This is a genomic window from Streptomyces yunnanensis, assembly GCF_029011865.1.
Classification (GTDB): domain Bacteria; phylum Actinomycetota; class Actinomycetes; order Streptomycetales; family Streptomycetaceae; genus Streptomyces; species Streptomyces yunnanensis.
The window spans coordinates 6,114,208-6,133,555 of sequence record NZ_CP095749.1; the positions used below are offsets into that span (position 1 = coordinate 6,114,208).

The 19,348-nt window shown below is 73.0% G+C and carries 11 protein-coding genes; 7 read left to right on the plus strand and 4 right to left on the minus strand.

The genetic code is table 11. The features are described 5' to 3' along the window. Window positions 1-5 precede the first annotated feature (5 nt). On the plus strand, window positions 6-4,178 hold the full coding sequence (locus tag MOV08_RS26750; RefSeq protein ID WP_275309157.1) for an ABC transporter ATP-binding protein: 4,173 nt from the start codon (window positions 6-8) through the stop codon (window positions 4,176-4,178). Between the two features lie 33 nt (window positions 4,179-4,211). Here the strand turns inward: MOV08_RS26750 and MOV08_RS26755 are convergent, their stop codons facing one another. Together MOV08_RS26755 and abc-f are read right to left on the minus strand one after the other, a co-directional pair. Continuing rightward, the gene (locus MOV08_RS26755) at window positions 4,212-4,769 is read right to left on the minus strand and encodes a CGNR zinc finger domain-containing protein (protein WP_275309159.1); all 558 of its coding nucleotides are present in this window, start codon (window positions 4,767-4,769) and stop codon (window positions 4,212-4,214) included. 180 nt (window positions 4,770-4,949) lie between these two features. Further along, entirely contained in the window at window positions 4,950-6,584 is a 1,635-nt protein-coding gene (abc-f, locus tag MOV08_RS26760) for a ribosomal protection-like ABC-F family protein (protein WP_039636257.1), read from the minus strand. Window positions 6,585-7,087: 503 nt separating this feature from the next. Here abc-f and MOV08_RS26765 point away from each other — a divergent pair. Continuing rightward, entirely contained in the window at window positions 7,088-8,506 is a 1,419-nt protein-coding gene (locus MOV08_RS26765; RefSeq protein WP_275309160.1) for a S28 family serine protease, read from the plus strand. 116 nt (window positions 8,507-8,622) lie between these two features. Here the strand turns inward: MOV08_RS26765 and MOV08_RS26770 are convergent, their stop codons facing one another. Together MOV08_RS26770 and MOV08_RS26775 are read right to left on the minus strand one after the other, a co-directional pair. Next, entirely contained in the window at window positions 8,623-10,443 is a 1,821-nt protein-coding gene (locus tag MOV08_RS26770) for a glycoside hydrolase family 3 protein (protein WP_275309162.1), read from the minus strand. Window positions 10,444-10,631: 188 nt separating this feature from the next. Continuing rightward, window positions 10,632-11,489: a sugar phosphate isomerase/epimerase family protein gene (locus tag MOV08_RS26775; protein ID WP_052287525.1), complete on the minus strand. Its 858-nt coding sequence runs from the start codon at window positions 11,487-11,489 to the stop codon at window positions 10,632-10,634. A 284-nt stretch (window positions 11,490-11,773) separates the two neighbouring features. On the opposite strand from MOV08_RS26775, the gene MOV08_RS26780 reads away from it, so the two are divergent. The 5 genes from MOV08_RS26780 (at window position 11,774) to MOV08_RS26800 (ending at window position 18,689) form a co-directional block, all read left to right on the plus strand. Continuing rightward, entirely contained in the window at window positions 11,774-12,922 is a 1,149-nt protein-coding gene (locus tag MOV08_RS26780; RefSeq protein ID WP_275309164.1) for a Gfo/Idh/MocA family protein, read from the plus strand. Next, the gene (locus MOV08_RS26785; RefSeq protein ID WP_275309165.1) at window positions 12,919-14,055 is read left to right on the plus strand and encodes a dihydrodipicolinate synthase family protein; all 1,137 of its coding nucleotides are present in this window, start codon (window positions 12,919-12,921) and stop codon (window positions 14,053-14,055) included. Before MOV08_RS26780 ends, MOV08_RS26785 begins: the two co-directional genes overlap by 4 nt. Next, window positions 14,052-14,927 (plus strand): sugar phosphate isomerase/epimerase family protein, encoded by an 876-nt coding sequence (locus MOV08_RS26790; RefSeq protein ID WP_275309167.1) that lies wholly within the window; start codon window positions 14,052-14,054, stop codon window positions 14,925-14,927. The genes MOV08_RS26785 and MOV08_RS26790 overlap by 4 nt, the downstream gene beginning before the upstream one ends. A 70-nt stretch (window positions 14,928-14,997) precedes the next feature. After that, window positions 14,998-17,223: an SF1B family DNA helicase RecD2 gene (gene recD2, locus MOV08_RS26795; RefSeq protein ID WP_039636267.1), complete on the plus strand. Its 2,226-nt coding sequence runs from the start codon at window positions 14,998-15,000 to the stop codon at window positions 17,221-17,223. Between the two features lie 176 nt (window positions 17,224-17,399). Next, on the plus strand, window positions 17,400-18,689 hold the full coding sequence (locus MOV08_RS26800; RefSeq protein WP_039636269.1) for a citrate synthase: 1,290 nt from the start codon (window positions 17,400-17,402) through the stop codon (window positions 18,687-18,689). The last annotated feature ends 659 nt before the right edge of the window (window positions 18,690-19,348 follow it).

The following is a 19,348-nucleotide window of genomic DNA, read 5'->3' on the forward strand; positions in this document are numbered from 1 at the left end:
GGTTCATGCGGCAGACGACGCATGGGAGGCATCGGGTGGCGGGGACGGAATCGGCACGACAGGGTTGGGCCCGGCGACTGATCCGGGACTGTTTGCGGTACCGCAAGGACGTGGTGCTGGCACTCGGCGCCTCGCTCGCCGGGATGGCCGTCCTGGCCCTCGTCCCGCTGATCCCCAAGCTGATCATCGACGACGTGATCGTCCGGCACGAGCGGGCCCTCGCCCCCTGGGCGACCCTCCTGATCGTCGCCGCCGTCGTGGTCTACGCCCTCACCTACCTCCGGCGCTTCTACGGCGGCCGGCTCGCCCTGGACGTCCAGCACGACCTGCGCACCCGCATGTTCGACGCGATAGCCCGGCTCGACGGACGACGGCAGGACGAGCTGAGCACCGGCCAGGTCGTCGGCCGCGCCACCAGCGACCTCCAGCTCATCCAGGGCCTGCTGTTCCTGCTCCCGATGATGATCGGGAACGTCCTCCTCTTCGTCATCTCGCTGGCCGTGATGGCGATCCTCTCCCCGCTGCTGACGGTCATCGTGCTGGCCGTCGCCCCGGCCCTGTGGTTCATCGCCCGGCGCAGCCGCACCCGCCTCTTCCCCGCCACCTGGTACGCCCAGGGGCAGGCCGCCGAGGTCGCCTCCGTCGTGGACGGCGCGGTCTCCGGCGTCCGGGTCGTCAAGGGCTTCGGACAGGAGGAGCAGGAGACCGGCAAGCTCCGCGAGGTCGGCCGCCGGCTGTTCGCCGCCCGGCTGCGCACGGTCCGCCTGAACTCCCGCTACACCCCCGCCCTCCAGGCCGTCCCGTCCCTCGGCCAGGTCGCGATGCTGGCGCTCGGCGGCTGGATGGCCACCCAGGGCCACATCACCCTCGGCACCTTCGTCGCCTTCTCCACCTACCTCGCGCAGCTGGTCGGCCCGGTCCGGATGCTGGCCGTGATGCTCACCGTCGGCCAGCAGGCCCGCGCCGGCGTCGAGCGGGTCTACGAGCTCATCGACACCGAGCCGACCATAGAGGAGCGCCCGGACGCGCACGCCCTCCCCGCCGACGCCCCGGCGACCGTCGTCTTCGACCGGGTCACCTTCGGCTACGGCCCGCACCACACCCCGGCCGGCGACGAGGCGGCCGGCGAGGCCGCCCCGGACGAGCAGCCCGCCCGCCGGCCGGTCCGCCCCGTGCTCGACGCGTTCTCGCTGCGCATCGACGCCGGCGAGACGGTCGCCGTGATCGGCACCTCCGGCAGCGGCAAGTCCACCGTCTCGCTGCTGCTGCCCCGCTTCTACGACGTCACCGCCGGCCGCGTCCTGGTCGGCGGCCACGACGTCCGCGACCTCACCCTGGAATCGCTGCGCGCCGCCATCGGCCTGGTCCCCGAGAGCAGCTTCCTGTTCTCCGACTCCATACGGGACAACATCGCCTACGGCCACCCCGAGGCCACCGACGAGCAGATCCGCGCCGCCGCCCGCGCCGCCCAGGCCGACCGCTTCATATCCGAGCTGCCCCAGGGCTACGACACCAAGGTCGGCGAACAGGGCCTGACCCTCTCCGGCGGCCAGCGCCAGCGCGTCGCCCTGGCCCGCGCCATCCTCACCGACCCCCGGCTGCTGGTCCTGGACGACGCCACCTCCGCCGTCGACGTCCGGGTCGAGCACGAGATCCACGAGGCGCTGCGCGGCGTCATGGCCGGCCGCACCACGCTCCTGATCGCGCACCGCGCCTCCACCCTGGCGCTCGCCGACCGGGTCGCCGTCCTCGACGGCGGCCGGCTGGTGGACCTCGGCACCCAGGAGGAGCTGGCCGAGCGCTGCGCCCTCTACCGCCGGCTGCTGACCGACCCGGAGGAGCTGGGCGGCGTCCCGCACGACCCGGCGGGCGAACTCGCCGGATGGGATCTCCCCCGCGCCGGGGAGGCCCCCCGCGCAGGGGGGTCCCCCCGCTCGAACGGAGTTGAGAGTGGGGGAGGAGCGGAGAGTGGGGGAGGAGCCGAGAGCGCGGGGCACTTCGACGGCGAGTACGCCGCGTCCGGGACCACCGGCCTGCTGACGCCGGGCCCGGTCGGCGACCGGCCGCACCCCGGCGCCACCGTCCCGCACCGCCGCGAAGCCCTGGTCGACGTCGACCAGGACGAGCCCGTCGACCCCACCCTCGCCACCGCCGCCACCGGCGGCATCACCCCCGAGCTGTGGGTCCGCCGCGAGCAGGAGGCCGAGCAGGGCGCGGCCAGTACCGCCGCCCGCACCGCCACCGCCGCCGGGCCCGGCATCGCCGCCGCGGTGGCCGGCAGCCCGGCCACCCCCGAACTCCTCGCCCAGGTCGCCGCGCTGCCGCCGGCCACCGACACCCCGGACGTCGACGAGGCCGCCGCCGTCCGCGCCGAGCGCTCCTACGGCCTGCGCCGGCTGCTGCACGGCTTCGGCCGGCCGCTCGCCCTGGCCCTGCTGCTGGTCGCCGTGGACGCGGTCGCCTCGCTGCTGCTGCCGGTCCTCATCCGGCAGGGCATCGACGACGGCGTCCGGCGCGGCATCCTGGCCGGCGTCTGGACCGCCGCCGGGCTCGCGCTGGCCGTGGTCGTCGTCCAGTGGGTCGCCCAGATCGGCGCCAACCGCATGACCGGCCGCACCGGCGAACGGGTCCTGTACTCCCTCCGCCTGAAGATCTTCGCCCAGCTCCAGCGCCTCGGCCTGGACTACTACGAGCGCGAGCTGACCGGCAAGATCATGACCCGGATGACCACCGACGTGGACGCGCTGTCCACGTTCCTCCAGACCGGCCTGGTCACCGCCGTCGTCTCGGTGCTCACCTTCTTCGGCATCCTGCTCGCCCTGCTCGCCCTCGACGTCCAGCTGGCCCTGGTCGTCTTCGCCACCCTCCCCCCGCTGGTCCTCGCCACGTACGTCTTCCGCAAGCGCAGCGTCCGGGCGTACGAGCTGGCCCGCGAGCGGATCAGCACCGTCAACGGCGACCTCCAGGAGAGCGTCGCCGGACTGCGGATCGTCCAGGCGTTCCGCCGCGAGGGGCACGGCGCCGAGCGGTACGCCGCGCACAGCGACGCCTACCGACAGGCCCGGGTGCGCGGCCAGTTCCTGATATCCGTCTACTTCCCGTTCGTCCAGCTGCTGTCGTCGGTGGCGTCCGCCCTGGTCCTGGTCGTCGGCGCCGACCGGATCGGCGGGCACACCCTCACCGTCGGCGCGCTGGTCGCCTACCTCCTCTACATCGACCTGTTCTTCGCCCCCGTCCAGCAGCTCTCCCAGGTCTTCGACGGCTACCAGCAGGCAACCGTCTCGCTCGGCCGGATCCGCGAACTCCTCGCCCAGCCCACGTCCACGCCGGCCGCCGAGCAGCCCCGCCCGGTCACCGCGCTGCGCGGCGACCTCGCCTTCGACGACGTGCACTTCCACTACGGCGACCACGACGAGCAGGCCCTGGCCGCCATCGACCTCACCATTCCCGCCGGGCAGACGGTCGCCTTCGTCGGCGAGACCGGCGCCGGCAAGTCCACCCTCGTCAAGCTCGTCGCCCGCTTCTACGACCCGACCTCCGGCGCGGTCCGGATCGACGGCACCGACCTGCGCGAGCTGGACCTGACCGGCTACCGCCGCCGGCTCGGCGTCGTCCCCCAGGAGTCCTACCTCTTCCCCGGCACGGTCCGCGACGCCATCGCCTACGGCCGCCCGGACGCCACCGACGCCGAGGTGGAGGCCGCCGCCCGGGCCGTCGGCGCGCACGCCATGATCGCCACCCTCGACGGCGGCTACCTCCACGAGGTCGCCGAGCGCGGCCGCAACCTCTCCGCCGGCCAGCGCCAGCTGCTCGCCCTGGCCCGGGCCGAACTCACCGACCCCGACGTGCTGTTGCTCGACGAGGCCACCGCCGCCCTGGACCTGGCCACCGAGGCCGTCGTCAACCAGGCCACCGACCGCCTCGCCGGCCGCCGCGCGGGCCACCGCCCCACGGCGGGCTCCGGCGCCCGCACCACCTTGATCGTCGCCCACCGCCTCAGCACGGCCGCCCGCGCCGACCGGGTGGTGGTGCTCGACCGCGGCCGGATCATCGAGGACGGCACGCACGCCCAACTCCTCGCCCGCGACGGCCGCTACGCCGAGCTGTGGCGGACCTTCACCGGCGAGGCGGGGGCACCCCCGCCGAAGGCCGGGGGAGAGCCGGTCACCGTGTCCTAGGGCCTGTCGCGTCCGGGACCGCCGATACCGCCGTCACCCCGTGGTGGCGGCGGTCTTCCTGCGGGCGCGGTACGCGGCGGCCTTGATCTTGTTGCCGCAGGACTCCATGCCGCACCACTGGCGGCGGCTGCCGCGCGAGCGGTCGATGTAGACGCGGGTGCACTCGGGGTTGCCGCACTCCTTGAGCAGCGGGACGTCCGGGCCGCTCAGCAGTTCCACCGCGTGCCGGGCGACGGTGGACAGTGCCTCGCGCTGCGTCGCCGCCGTCCAGCGGCCGGAGTGGGTCAACCGGGGCGTCGCGGGGGCCCGGTGGGCCGCGTCGTTGACCACGGCCAGCGCCTCGTCGTCGAAGTCCGTGCCGCGGCGCCGGGCCGTGATCAGCTGGTAGACGGCCTCCCTGACGGTCGTGGCCCGTTCCACGTCGGCCCGCCGGGCGGGCGAGACGGAGTCGACGAGGCCGGACTCCAGGTACCACGCGTCCAGGCGGTCCGGCGTCGCGAACATCTCGAACCGCGCCGTGCGGCGGGCCCGGAGCGTGGCCGCGAAGTCCAGCGCCGGGTTGCCGCACACAAAGACATGATCCAGAATCACGTCACCATCTTGACGGGTGACCCGGGTGCTCGCAAGGAGCGCCGTCGGGGCCGCCGGGCCCGCCCACCGCGGCGCTCAACCGGATCTCGCGGCCCGCCCGGCGCAGCCGACGCCGTCGAGGACCCTGCGGGTGCCGAGGGTGCGAACCTCAGGCGTGGGCGTGGGCGGCACGGCGGCGGCTCAGGCGTGCGGTGCCCCGGTCTCCGTCAGCTCGCCGTCGGCGACCCGCAGCCACCGGTCGACGCCGATCCGTTCGAGGAACGGCTCGTCGTGGCTGACCACCACGAACGCGCCGCGGTAGCACGCCAGGGCGCTCTCCAGCTGGCCGGCGCTGACCAGGTCGAGGTTGTTCGTCGGCTCGTCCAACAGCAGCAGCTGCGGGGCAGGTTCGGCGCACAGGACGCAGGCGAGCGTGGCGCGCAGGCGTTCGCCGCCGGAGAGCACGCGCACCGGCAGATGCGCCCGGGGGCCGCGGAACAGGAAGCGCGCGAGCAGGTTCATCCGCTCCGCCTCCGGCCGGTGCGGGGCGGACGCCGCGAAGTTCTCGGCCACGGTGCGGTCCGGGTCGAGCAGGTCCAGCCGCTGCGACAGGACGGCGATCCGCCCGTCGGCGCGCCTGATGTTCCCGCCGTCCGGGGCGAGGTCGCCGGAGAGCAGCCGCAACAGGGTCGTCTTGCCCGCGCCGTTGGGGCCGGTGAGCGCGATCCGCTCGGGCCCGCGGATCGTGAGGTCCACGCCGTCCGCCGCGAACAGTTCCCGCCCGCCGCGGCGGAGCCGCATCCGCTCGCCCAGGACGACGGTGCGTCCGGCGGGGACGTCGGTGTCGGGCAGCTCCAGGACGAGCCGCTGCTCGTCCCGCAGGGCGCGCCCCGCCTCGTCGAGCCGGGCCTGTGCCTCGTGGACGCGGGTGGCGTGCATCTGGCCCGCCCGGCCGGCGGACTCCTGGGCGCCGCGCTTCATGTTCCCGGCGAAGATGCGCGGCAGGCCGGCGTTCTTGAGGTTGCGGGCGGCGTTGCTCGCACGGCGGTCGGCCCGCTCGCGGGCCTGCTGCAGCTCGCGCTTCTCCCGCTTCAGCTCCTGCTCGGCGTTGCGCACGTTCTTCTCCGCGACCTCCTGCTCGGCCCGTACGGCCTGCTCGTACTGGGTGAAGTCGCCGCCGTACAGCCGCAGTTCGCCGCGGTCGAGTTCGGCGATGCGCTCCATGCGGTCCAGCAGGGCCCGGTCGTGGCTGACGAGCAGCAGCGTGCCGTTCCACTCCGAGAGCACGTCGTAGAGCGTGTGGCGGGCCGCCAGGTCGAGGTTGTTGGTCGGTTCGTCCAGCAGCAGCACGTCGGGGCGCCTGAGCAGTTGCGCCGCCAGGCCGAGGCTGACGACCTGGCCGCCGCTGAGCGTGCCCAGGGTCCGGTCGAGGGCGAGGTGGGCGAGGCCGAGCCGGTCGAGCTGGGCGCGGGTGCGCTCCTCGATGTCCCAGTCGTCGCCGATGGTGGTGAAGTGCTCCTCGTGCACGTCGCCGGACTCGACGGCGTCGATGGCGCGGATCACCGCGTCGACGCCCAGGACCTCGGCCACCGTCGGTTCGCCGGTCAGGGGGAGGGTCTGCGGGAGGTAGCCGATCGTGCCGTGCACGCTCAACGACCCCGCCGCGGGGCGCAGTTCACCGGCGATCAGCTTCAGCAGGGTGCTCTTGCCGGAGCCGTTGGGCGCCACCAGGCCCGTACGGCCGGCGCCCACGGTGAAGGACAGGCCCGCGAAGACCGGGGTGTCGTCGGGCCAGGAGAAGGTCAGCTGGGAGCAGATGACGGAGGCGTCGGACATGGGGATGACCTCATGGGGGAAAGCGGGCAGGGCGCTCCATGGGGCAACCGCGGTACGGAAACACCGCGATACGGAAACCACCGCGGTACGGAAACACCGCGCGAAGGGCACTGCGCCGGAGACAGGGAAAAAGGGGACGGCGAGATGACCACAACGGCCGCACTGCCAACGGTGCGCCTGCCGGTGGTCGATCAGATCCGGGTCTCACCCGGAGATGTCGTCGTCACCCACCATGTCTGGACTCCTCTACGAAGGATCACTGCCGCGGTCACCGTACCAGGCACCGCGAGGCCGCCCGAAAGGCTTTTCCGCCGCCGCCGCGAGGGCCCGCGGCCCCGTGCGGCGGCGGAGGGCGCGCCATCAGGGCGACACTGCGCGAGGCCGCGGAGAACCTTCTGGCGTCGTGACCGCGGATGATCCGCTGCGCCCCAATGGGGGCTGGTGGCGGCCCCGCCGCGCAGATAGGTTCGGCCCGACCTTTTGACATCCCCAGGGGAGGGCCCATGCGCAAGGGCAAGAGAAGACTGCTGACGCTCGCCGTACTGTTATGTGCGACGAGCGTCAGTGCACCGGCAGGGGCGGCCACCGCCGCCGGACCGGGCGGCCCGGACATCAAGGACCGGATCCTCGCGATCCCCGGGATGCGCCTGATCGAGGAGAAGCCGGTCGACGGCTACCGCTACTTCGTCCTCGACTACACCCAGCCGGTCGACCACCGGCACCCGGAGAAGGGCACCTTCCAGCAGCGGCTGACCCTGCTGCACAAGTCGGTGGACCGCCCCACGGTGTTCTTCACCTCCGGCTACAACGTCAGCACCACACCGTCCCGCAGCGAGCCCACCAAGATCATCGACGGTAACCAGGTCTCCCTGGAGTACCGTTACTTCACCCCGTCCCGCCCGGTGCCCACCGACTGGAAGAAGCTGGACATCCAGCAGGCCGCCACCGACCAGCACCGCGTCTTCCAGGCGCTGCACACGCTCTACCCCAAGAACTGGATCGCCACCGGCGGCAGCAAGGGCGGCATGACGGCCACCTACTACCGCCGCTTCTTCCCGCACGACATGAACGGCACCGTCGCCTACGTCGCCCCCGACAACACCGACCGCGACGACACCGCCGCCTACGACCGCTTCTTCGCCGGCGTCGGCACCCCCGAGTGCCGCGCCGCCGTCGGGAAGGTCGAGCGCGAGGCGCTGCTGCGCCGCGACGAGATGGTCAACCGCTACGAGAAGTGGGCCGGCGAGAACAAGCGCACCTTCACCCTCGTCGGCAACGCCGACCGGGCCTACGAAGTCCTCGTCACCGACCTGGTCTTCGGCTTCTGGCAGTACCAGCCCGCCGAGACCGCCTGCGCCGAGGTGCCCGCGCCCGACGTCACCACCGACGCCCTGTGGACCTGGATCGACAAGGTCGGCGGCTTTGACTCCTACACCGACCAGGGCATGGAGAAGTTCCAGCCGTACTACTACCAGGCGGGCACCCAGCTCGGTGAGCCCAAGTACCACTACCCCAACCTGCGCGGCCTGTTGCGCTACCCGGGCATCAACAACTCCCGCAGCTTCGTGCCCCGCGAGATCCCGATGCGGTTCGACCGGCGCGCCATGCCGGACGTCGACCGCTGGGTCCGGCACCACGCCACGCAGATGATGTTCGTCAACGGGCAGTTCGACCCGTGGAGCGCCAAGCACTTCGAACTCGGCCGCGGCGCCCGGGACTCGTACCTCTTCACCGTCCCCGGCGGCAACCACAGCGCCAACATCGCCAAGCTCAAGGACGCCGACCGCACGAAGGCCACCGCCGAACTCCTCGGCTGGGCCGGCCTGCCGGTGCCCGCGGGCGGCCGGGCCGTCGCCCAGGCCCCGGACAACAACGCCCTCGACCGGCCCGAGCTCTCCCCGCACATGACCCTGCGGCCGTAGGCCCGTACCGCGTCGCATCCGGGGCATCGGGTGTGCGACGTGCCGCGCCGGGGCGTGCGCCCTCCGTCCGAGCGGAGGGCGCACGCCCGCCGGGCCCCGATGCCCCGGCGACCCGCTCAGTACCGCAGCCCGTGCCCGATCTGGTACAGCGCGGTCTGCGGCGCGTCCGCGCGCATTATCGGCACTGGCAGCCGGCCCACCGGAGCCCGCCGCCCGGCGATCACCCGGGCCGCCGCCCGCAGCTCCACATCCGTCCACGAGTAGCTCGCCAGCGCCGCCGGCACCTCGTCCAACAGGGCGATGTCGTACGGATTGCGGACCGCCAGCTGCACCACCGGCTTCCCCGTGGCCAACAGCTCGGCGACCAACGTCCGTTGCGCCGACGACGCGGTGACGTTGTACGTGGCCACCACCACCGCGTCCCGCCCGGCCAGCGCCTGCCGCGCCCGGGCGATCACCGCCCGGGACGGCGCCGTCCCGGTGGACAGCGCGGTGGCCTCGAAGCCCAGCCGGGTCAGCTCCTCGGCCAGCACCCCGGTGGGCGGGCCGCCGGTGCCGGACGGCGCATCCGGGTCCACCCCCACCACCAGCAGCCGGCCGGTCCGCCGCCGGGACAGCGGCAGCAGCCCGTCGTCGTTGCGCAACAACGTCGTGGTGCGGTCCGCGATCCGGTCCGCGGCGGCGCGGTGGGCCCGCACACCCACCACCCGGTCCACCTGCTGCCGGGAGGTGTACGGGTCGGCGAACAGCCCCCGGCGCTCCTTGAGCAGCAGGATCCGCAGCAGCTTGGCGTCGATCTCCCGCTCGCTCAGCTCCCCGTCCCGCAGCGCCCGGACGACCGCGCCGTGCGCGACGGACAGGTCCGGCGGGTTCAGCAGCTGGTCCACCCCGGCCTTCAGCGCCAGCACCGGCACCCGGTGGTCCCCGTATTTCACCCGGACGCCCTCCATGCCCAGCGAATCGGTCACCACCACCCCGTCGTAACCGAGGCGCTCCCGCAGGATCCCGGTGACGATCGGACGGGAGAGGGTCGCCGGGTCGCCACTGGGGTCGAGGGCCGGCACCACGATGTGCGCCGTCATCACCGAGTCGATCCCGGCGGCGATCGCCGCCTTGAAGGGCGGCGCGTCCAGCCGCTCCCACTCCTGGGCGGAGTGGTGGATGTACGGCAGCCCGACGTGGCTGTCGGTGTCGGTGTCGCCGTGCCCGGGGAAGTGCTTGGCGCAGGCCGCCACCCCCGCGCCCTGGTAGCCGTGCACCTGGGCCGTGACCATACGGGCCACGGCCTGCGGGTCGGCCCCGAAGGACCGTACGCCGATGACCGGGTTGGCGGGGTTCACATTGACGTCGGCGTCCGGCGCGTAGTCCTGCCGGACGCCCATCGCGAGCAGCTCCTGTCCGGAGATCCGCCCGGCCGTGCGGGCGTCCTCGACGGAGCCGCCGGCGCCCAGCGCCATCGCCCCGGGCAGCAGCGTCGCCGGCGCCCCGATCCGCGCCACTATCCCGTGCTCCTGGTCCGTGGAGATCAGCACCGGGACGGGGACCCGCAGGTCGGCGGCGGCCTCCTGGATGCCGTTGGACAGCTCGGCGACCTGGTACGGGTCGCGGGTGTTGTGCGCCCAGCCGAAGTAGATGATCCCGCCGACGTGGTACGCGGCGATCAGCTCGGCGGCGTTGGAGACGCCGAGCTCCTTGCGGTTGGCCTCGGCGTCGGCCGGGTCGGGGTCGGTCGCGGAGTGCCCGTAGACCCGCATCACGAAGAGCTGCCCGGCCTTCTCCTCCGGTGTCATCCGGGAGATGAGCCGGCGCAGCCGGTCCAGGGTGGCGCGCGAGGGCGGTGGGGTGGGGGAGGGGGCGGCGTGCGCGGCGCCGGTGCCCAGGGTGGCGGCCGCGGCCGCCGCGGCGGCGGTGGTCAGGACGGTACGTCTGGAGTGCATCTGCGCTCCTTCCGGGGGGCTTCCTCGAACAGGTGAAGGAAACTTCCAAGGAGACACGGATAGCCGGAAAACAACTGCCGGTCAACGACGGCGCAGCACGGCGCCGCCCAGCGATTGCGGGCCGGGCCGCGGTGTGGTGCGGGCCCCCGCGGCGGCCCCGGACGTCCACCGGAGAGGCGCCCGGCCGGTCAGCCGCCGCCCGCGCCCCCGGCCCCGCCCCGGCTGCCGTGCCCGTCCCGCCCGTCGGCCCCGTCGAGCAGCCGCGCCAGATGCGCCCGGCCCGCCGCCAGCAGTCCCGGGAGCTCCGCCGCCCGCGGATACCACCGCTTCTCGTACTCCCAGCACAGCCACCCGCCGGCCCCCGGCCCGAGCGCCGCCACCACCTCCGGCAGCGGCAGCACCCCCGCCCCCAGCCGAAGCGGCGTCAGATCCGCCGCCGACGCCACGTCCTTGACCTGCACATACCCCAGATGCCGGCCCAGCGCGGCCCGGGTCACCGCGGGCGCCTCCCCACCGAGCCAGCTGTGCAGCACGTCCCACACCGCCCCCACGTGCGGATCGTCCACCGCCTCCAGGATCCGGGCCGCCGCCACACCGGTGCGGTGCGAGTCATGGGTCTCCAGCAGCACCCGCACCCCGCGCTCCGCGGCCAGCGGCGCCACCGCGGCCAGCCGCCGGACCGCGTCCGCCTCCGCCCGCGCCGCCGGACGGCCGCCGCCACCGGGGAAGACCCGGACGTACCGGGCCCCCACATCGGCGGCCAGCAGCACCAGTTCGGCCAGCTCGTGCGCCAGCTCCGCCTCCGCCGCGGCGTCGGAACACTCCGCCGCGACCTTCGCGTACCCGGCGACGGTCAGGACCTCCACACCCGCGTCGGCGAACTGCCCGCGCGCCGCCGCCCGTTCCCGTACGCCCAGCAGCGGATGCACCGGCTCCTCGGGGTGCGCCCGCAGCTCCACCCCCTGATAGCCGCACGCCACGGCCAGCCGCACCACGTCGCCCACCGGCATCCCCGGCACCCCGAGGGTGGCGAACGCCGGCCGCATCCCCATCGGGGCGCCGACGACGTACTCCGGCTCCGCCACCGCCATCACACCCTCCCGAACGCCTCAACGAGCGCCGAGCGGCACCCTTGTTGGCGACCTGTCACGCAGGCTAGCGTCCCCTCTCGGAGAAAGCGCTCACCGTCCACAGGCCCCCTCCGCACACCCCTCCCCCGTACTACCCCGCACCACCCGGCACGCCCCCCGCAGCGTTCCGCAGCCGCCCCACCTGCCCCACCCGCCACACCGCACCCATCCCACCCGCCGAGCGCGAGAGAGGTCGGGCCGTGACCCGCAGGACCGTACGCATCGCCATGAACGGCGTGACCGGGCGCATGGGCCACCACCAGCATCTGGTCCGCTCCCTCCTGGCCCTGCGCGACCAGGGCGGACTCCCGCTGGACGACGGCACGGTGATCTGGCCGGAACCGGTGCTCGTCGGTCGTTCCGCGCCGCGGGTCCGGGCGCTGGCCGACCGGCACGGCCTCACCTGGAGCACCGACCTGGACGCCGTCCTCGCCGACGGCGACGTCGAGATCTACTTCGACGCCCAGGTCACCGCCGCCCGCGAGCCGGCGGTGCGGAAAGCGATCGCCGCCGGGAAGCACCTCTACGTGGAGAAGCCCACCGCCACCGGCCTGGCCGGAGCCCTGGCCCTCGCCCGGCTCGCCCAGGAGGCCGGCGTCAAACACGGCGTCGTCCAGGACAAGCTCTTCCTGCCCGGGCTGCGCAAGCTCCGCCGCCTCCTGGACGGCGGCTTCTTCGGCCGGGTCCTGTCCGTACGGGGCGAGTTCGGCTACTGGGTCTTCGAGGGCGACTGGCAGCCGGCCCAGCGCCCCTCCTGGAACTACCGCGCCGAGGACGGCGGCGGCATCGCCTCCGACATGTTCCCGCACTGGGAGTACGTGCTGCACGAGCTGTTCGGGCCGGTCCGCGCCGTCCAGGCCCGGGTGACCACCCACCTCCCGCGCCGCCGGGACGAGTCCGGTGCCCCCTACGAGGCCACCGCCGACGACGCGGCCTACGCCCTCTTCGAACTCGACGGCGGCGTCCTCGCCCAGATCAACTCCTCCTGGGCGGTCCGGGTGCACCGCGACGAACTGCTGGAGTTCCAGGTCGACGGCACCGAGGGCTCCGCCGTCGCCGGCCTGCGCCGCTGCCGCGTCCAGCACCGCGCCACCACCCCCAAACCCGTCTGGAACCCCGACCTGCCGTCCACCGAGCCGTTCCGCGACCAGTGGCAGGAGGTGCCCGACAACGCCGAGTTCGACAACGCCTTCAAGGCGCAGTGGGAGCTCTTCCTCCGGCACGTGGTCGCCGACGGTCCCTGGCACTGGGACCTCTGGGCGGGCGCCCGCGGCGTCCAACTCGCCGAACTGGGCCTGCGCTCCTCGGCGGAGGGCCGCCGGCTGCCCGTACCGGAGCTGACCCGGTGACCGTCCCGGACCCCCCGAACCCACCGGCCCCCTCCGGGAGGCCCCCGCAGCCGCGCTCCCGCAGGGTCTTCGCCGCCGCCCACGTGGTCGCCGACCCGCGTGCCGACACCACCCCGGACGGCCCGGCCGCCCTCGACTGGGAGGCCACCCTCGCCTTCCGCCACCACCTCTGGGCGCACGGACTGGGCGTGGCCGAGGCGATGGACACCGCGCAGCGCGGCATGGGCCTGGACTGGCCGTGCGCCGCCGAACTGATCCGCCGCACGGCCGCCGAGGCCCGCGCGGTCGGCGGTCGCCTGGCCTGCGGCACCGGTACCGATCAACTCCCGCCGACCGGGGCCACGTTGGCCGACGTCCGGGCCGCCTACGAGGAACAGCTCGCCCTGGCCGAGGACGCCGGGGCCCAGCCCGTCCTGCTGGCCTCCCGCCAGCTCGCCGCGCTCGGCGCCGCCCCGGACACCTACCGCGACCTCTACGGGCACCTGTTGCGCCAGACCACCCGCCCGGTGATCCTGCACTGGCTCGGCCCGATGTTCGACCCGGCGCTGGCCGGCTACTGGGGCGGCCCGGACCTCGACGCCGCCACCGAGACGCTCCTCGGCATCATCGCCGACAACCCCGGTGCGGTGGACGGCGTCAAGGTCTCCCTCCTGGACGCCTCCCGGGAAGTCCGGCTGCGCCGCCGGCTCCCCCGGGGAGTGCGCTGCTACACGGGCGACGACTTCCACTACCCGGAACTGATCGCCGGCGACGCCCACGGCTTCAGCGACGCCCTGCTGGGCGTCTTCGACCCGCTCGCCCCGCTGGCCGCCGCGGCGGTCCGCCGCCTGGACGCCGACGACCCGGCCGGCTTCCGCGCCGTCCTGGACCCGACCGTCTCCCTGGCCCGTCACCTCTTCCAGCGCCCCACCCGCTACTACAAGACCGGCGTGGTGCTGCTCGCCTGGTTGGCCGGGCACCAGCCCCACTTCACCATGGTCGGCGGCCTGCAGGCGGCCCGCTCCCTGCCCCACCTGCACCGCGCCCACGAACTCGCCGCCGCCCTCGGCCTGTTCCCCGACCCGGACCTGGCCGCCGCGCGGATGCGCGCCCTGCTGGCCGTCCACGGCGCCGAGGAGGCGAGCACCCCGTGACGAGCAGCGAGGCGTCCCTCCTCGCCCGCCTGAGCCTCAACCAGGAGACCATCCGCCAGTGGTCACTGCCCGAACTGGCCGACGGCTGCGCCCGGGCGGGCCTGCGGGGCGTCGGCCTGTGGCGGGCACCGGTGCGCGCCTACGGGCCGGAGGCCGCCGCCCGCCTCGTACGGGACGCCGGCCTGGCCGTCACCAGCCTCTGCCGGGGCGGCTTCTTCACCGCCGAGGACCCGGCGGAGCGCAGGGCGGCCCTGGCGGACAACCGGGCCGCCGTGGAGGAGGCCGCGACCCTCGGGACCGGCACCCTGGTCCTGGTCTCGGGCGGGCTGCCGCCCGGCAGCCGGGACCTCCCCGGCGCCCGGGAGCGGGTCGCCGACGCGCTCGCCGAACTGGCCCCGTACGCCGCCGAGCGGGGCGTCCGGCTGGCCCTGGAACCGCTGCACCCGATGTACGCGGCGGACCGGTGCGTGGTCTCCACCCTCGCCCAGGCCCTTGATCTGGCCGAGCGGTTCCCCGCCGACCAGGTGGGCGTGGTGGTGGACACCTACCACCTGTGGTGGGACGACACCATCGACGCCCAGCTCGCCCGGGCCGGCGGCCCGGGCCCCACCACGGGCGCGGAGGCCGTGCCCGGCAGGATCGCCGCCTTCCAGCTCGCCGACTGGATCACGCCGCTCCCGGAGGGCGTCCTGCTGGGGCGGGGGCAGTTGGGCGACGGCGCGGTGGACCTGCGCCGGTTCCGTGCGCGCGTCGACGCGGCCGGCTACCGGGGCTCGATCGAGGTGGAGATCTTCAACCCGTCCCTGTGGTCCCGCGACGGCGCCGAGGTCCTCACGGAGGTCATCGCCCGCTTCACCGCCCACGTCGCCTGACCCGTGCCGCGCGCCGCACGGCACCCGCCGCGCCCGCCGCGCTGTCACCCCTCGGCGGTACCGTCGGGGCATGGTCAACGCAGCCGTGGTGGAAGGGGTCCTTGAGCGGATCACCTATGCCAACGAGGACAACGGTTACACGGTCGCGCGGGTCGACACGGGCCGTGGCTCCGGGGAGCTGCTGACCGTCGTCGGCGCGCTGTTGGGGGCGCAGCCGGGGGAGTCGCTCCGGTTGGAGGGGCGCTGGGGCTCCCACCCCCAGTACGGCAAGCAGTTCACGGTCGACAACTACACCACCGTGCTGCCCGCCACCGTCCAGGGCATCCGCCGCTATCTGGGCTCGGGCCTCATCAAGGGCATCGGCCCCCGGATCGCCGACCGCATCACCGAGCACTTCGGCATCGACACCCTCGACGTGATCGAGAGCGACCCCGGCCGGCTGATCGAGGTGCCCGGGTTGGGCCCCAAGCGCACCAAGCTGATCGGCGCCGCGTGGGAGGAGCAGAAGGCCATCAAGGAGGTCATGGTCTTCCTCCAGGGCGTCGGCGTGTCCACCTCCATCGCCGTGCGGATCTACAAGAAGTACGGCGACGCGTCGATCTCCGTGGTGAAGAACCAGCCCTACCGCCTGGCCGCCGACGTCTGGGGCATCGGCTTCCTGACCGCCGACCGCATCGCCCAGTCGGTGGGCATCCCGCACGACAGCCCGGACCGGGTCAAGTCCGGCCTCCAGTACGCCCTGTCGCAGTCCACGGACCAGGGCCACTGCTTCCTGCCCGAGGAGCAACTGATCGCGGACGCGGTGAAGTTGCTCCAGGTGGACACCGGCCTGGTCATCGACTGCCTGGCCGAGCTGGCCGCGGACCCGGAGGGCGTGGTGCGGGAGAAGGTCCCCGGCCCGGAGGACGGCGCTCCGGTCACCGCTGTCTATCTGGTGCCGTTCCACCGCGCCGAGCTCTCCCTGGCCGGGCGGCTGACCCGGTTGTTGCGCACCGACGAGGACCGGATGCCCGCCTTCCAGGACGTGGACTGGGACAAGGCGCTGGCGTGGCTGGCGCGGCGCACGGGGGCGCAGCTGGCCCCCGAGCAGCAGGCCGCCGTCCGGCTGGCGCTGACCAGCAAGGTCGCGGTGCTCACGGGCGGCCCGGGCTGCGGCAAGTCGTTCACCGTCCGCTCTGTGGTCGAGCTGGCCCGCGCCAAGCAGGCCACGGTGGTGCTGGCGGCGCCCACGGGCCGGGCGGCCAAGCGGCTGGCGGAGCTGACCGGGGCGGACGCCTCCACCGTCCACCGCCTGCTGGAGCTCAAACCGGGCGGGGACGCCGCCTACGACGCGGACCGCCCGCTGGACGCCGATCTGGTGGTGGTCGACGAGGCGTCGATGCTCGACCTGCTGTTGGCGAACAAGCTCGTCAAGGCGGTGCCGCCGGGCGCCCATCTGCTGCTGGTGGGGGACGTGGACCAGCTGCCGTCGGTGGGCGCCGGCGAGGTGTTGCGCGATCTGCTGGCCGAGTCGGGGCCCGGTCGGGGCGGCCGGGTGCCGGCCGTCCGGCTGACCAAGATCTTCCGCCAGGCCCAGCAGTCCGGCGTGGTCACCAACGCGCACCGCATCAATTCCGGCGTCCCCCCGCTGACCAGCGGTCTTGCGGATTTCTTCCTGTTCCCCGAGGAGGACGCGGAGGAGGCCGCCCGGCTGACGGTGGACGTGGTCGCGCGCCGCATCCCGGCGAAGTTCGACCTCGACCCGCGCCGGGACGTCCAGGTGCTGGCCCCGATGCACCGCGGCCCGGCCGGCGCGGGGGCGCTCAACGGCCTGCTCCAGCAGGCGGTGACCCCGGCCCGCCCGGATCTGCCGGAGCGCCGCTTCGGCGGCCGGGTGTTCCGCGTCGGCGACAAGGTCACCCAGATCCGGAACAACTACGAGAAGGGCCTCAACGGCGTCTTCAACGGCACGGTGGGGGTGGTCACCGCCCTGGACACCGTCGAGCAGCGGCTGACGGTCCGCACGGACGAGGACGAGGAGGTGCCGTACGACTTCGACGAACTGGACGAACTCGCCCACGCCTACGCGGTGACGATCCATCGCTCCCAGGGGAGCGAGTATCCGGCGGTGGTGATTCCGGTCACCACCAGCGCCTGGATGATGCTCCAGCGCAACCTGCTCTATACGGCCGTGACCCGGGCGAAACGCCTGGTGGTGCTGGTCGGCTCCCGCAGGGCCCTCGGACAGGCCGTACGCACGGTATCCGCCGGTCGGAGGCACACCGCGTTGGATCACCGGCTCGCCGGAGCGATCTGAGGTCGCCCCTCTTTCCCAATCGGGGCGAAGGGGAGCAGGATGGACTCCAACGCGGCACTGAGTGCCGCGTTGAGGCCCTATGGCCGACCCCGAGTGCACATCCAACGTCCAAATGGGGGAAGGTATAGGCAGTCAGGGCACCTCGAAGAAGAGGCACAACGTCGGTGAGGGATGACGTGAGCGACAACTCTGTAGTACTGCGTTACGGGGACGGCGAATACAGCTACCCGGTCGTCGACAGCACGGTCGGCGACAAGGGCTTCGACATCTCGAAGCTGCGCGCCCAGACCGGTCTGGTGACCCTGGATTCCGGTTACGGCAACACCGCGGCATATAAATCCGCGGTCACTTATCTCGACGGCGAAAAGGGCATCCTTCGTTACCGCGGCTATCCGATCGAGCAGCTCGCGGAGCGCAGCACGTTCGTCGAGACCGCGTACCTCCTCATCAACGGTGAGCTGCCCACCGTCGACGAGCTGGCGACCTTCAAGCAGGACATCACCTACCACACCCTGCTCCACGAGGACGTCAAGCGCTTCTACGACGGCTTCCCCCGGGACGCCCACCCGATGGCCATGCTGTCGTCCGTGGTCAGCGCGCTGTCGACGTTCTACCAGGACAGCCACAACCCGTTCGACGAGCGGCAGCGGAACATCTCCACGATCCGCCTGCTGGCCAAGCTCCCGACCATTGCGGCCTATGCCTACAAGAAGTCGGTCGGCCACCCGGTCGTATACCCGAGCAACGACCTCGGCTATGTCGAGAACTTCCTGCGGATGACCTTCTCGGTCCCCGCCGCCGAGTACGAGCTGGACCCGGTCGTGGTCAGCGCGCTCGACAAGCTGCTGATCCTGCACGCGGACCACGAGCAGAACTGTTCGACCTCCACCGTGCGCCTGGTCGGCTCCTCGCAGGCGAACCTCTTCGCCTCGATCTCGGCCGGCATCAACGCCCTCTGGGGCCCCCTGCACGGCGGTGCCAACCAGTCGGTGCTGGAGATGCTGGAGGGCATCCGGGACGCCGGCGGCGACGTCGACACCTTCATCCGCAAGGTGAAGAACAAGGAAGACGGCGTGAAGCTCATGGGCTTCGGGCACCGCGTCTACAAGAACTTCGACCCCCGGGCGAAGATCATCAAGGCGGCGGCGCACGACGTCCTCTCGGCGCTCGGCAAGAGCGACGAGCTCCTCGACATCGCCCTGAAGCTGGAAGAGCACGCGCTGGCCGACGACTACTTCGTCGAGCGCAAGCTCTACCCGAACGTCGACTTCTACACCGGCCTGATCTACCGGGCCATGGGCTTCCCGACCGAGATGTTCACCGTGCTCTTCGCGCTCGGCCGGCTGCCCGGCTGGATCGCCCAGTGGCACGAGATGATCACCGAGCCCGGTTCCCGCATCGGCCGTCCGCGGCAGGTCTACACCGGCGTCGTCGAGCGCGACTTCGTGCCCGTCCAGGAGCGCTGACCCCGGCCACCACGCAGCGGCCGGATCAGCGCCGACCGCTGCCCACTGGTGATCGATAATCGCGTAAACGCATCGCCGGGTCCTGTGCGACCTGCGCCGCGGCGTGTGCGGGCAGACGAAAGCGCCCCGCCTCCGGATCCCCCCACGGGTCCAGAGTGCGGGGCGCTTCCCATGTCCCGGTGCGGATTCCCCCCACGGGATCCGGCCGGGCGTTCCGGGTTGCACCGCGCTCTGCCGGGACGCGCACATTCGGGAGGGCCGCTCAAAGCTCCCCGGGCGCGTCGCCCCGGCCAACGCGGAGCCGGGCGCGGTCCCCCAAGACCTTGCACGGCTGTCGCAGTGCAAGCCCCGCCGGGGTGCCTGCACTGCCCGGTTAGACTCGCGACCCCCCTCAATGGTTACGTTCCGAAGAGTGTGATCTGAGTCTCATGCCATATGGGGGCGAATGCGGTCAAGGGCTTCCTTTTGCAGATCGGCGCCCTGAGGTATGGGTGTTGTGTCAGTTGTAAAAGCGATGTGAAGTTTCGTGGCCGCATCCCGAAGTTGTGACCGTTCGCCGCTGATCGTCCGGTCTGCGGCGATTACCGTCGGTGTCCGCGGTGGGGCGGCTGCACCCCTCGAAACGCGCGAGGCGCAGGTCGTCCCGCCGGAGCGGGCGC

What these genes read in the sequence shown, in the direction of transcription:
- recD2 (WP_039636267.1), top strand. Translation starts at nt 14,998, where the DNA reads ATGGTCAACGCAGCCGTGGTGGAAGGGGTCCTTGAGCGGATCACCTAT.
- MOV08_RS26770 (WP_275309162.1), bottom strand. Translation starts at nt 10,443, where the DNA reads ATGCACTCCAGACGTACCGTCCTGACCACCGCCGCCGCGGCGGCCGCG.
- MOV08_RS26750 (WP_275309157.1), top strand. Translation starts at nt 6, where the DNA reads ATGCGGCAGACGACGCATGGGAGGCATCGGGTGGCGGGGACGGAATCG.
- MOV08_RS26765 (WP_275309160.1), top strand. Translation starts at nt 7,088, where the DNA reads ATGCGCAAGGGCAAGAGAAGACTGCTGACGCTCGCCGTACTGTTATGT.
- abc-f (WP_039636257.1), bottom strand. Translation starts at nt 6,584, where the DNA reads ATGTCCGACGCCTCCGTCATCTGCTCCCAGCTGACCTTCTCCTGGCCC.
- MOV08_RS26775 (WP_052287525.1), bottom strand. Translation starts at nt 11,489, where the DNA reads ATGCGGCCGGCGTTCGCCACCCTCGGGGTGCCGGGGATGCCGGTGGGC.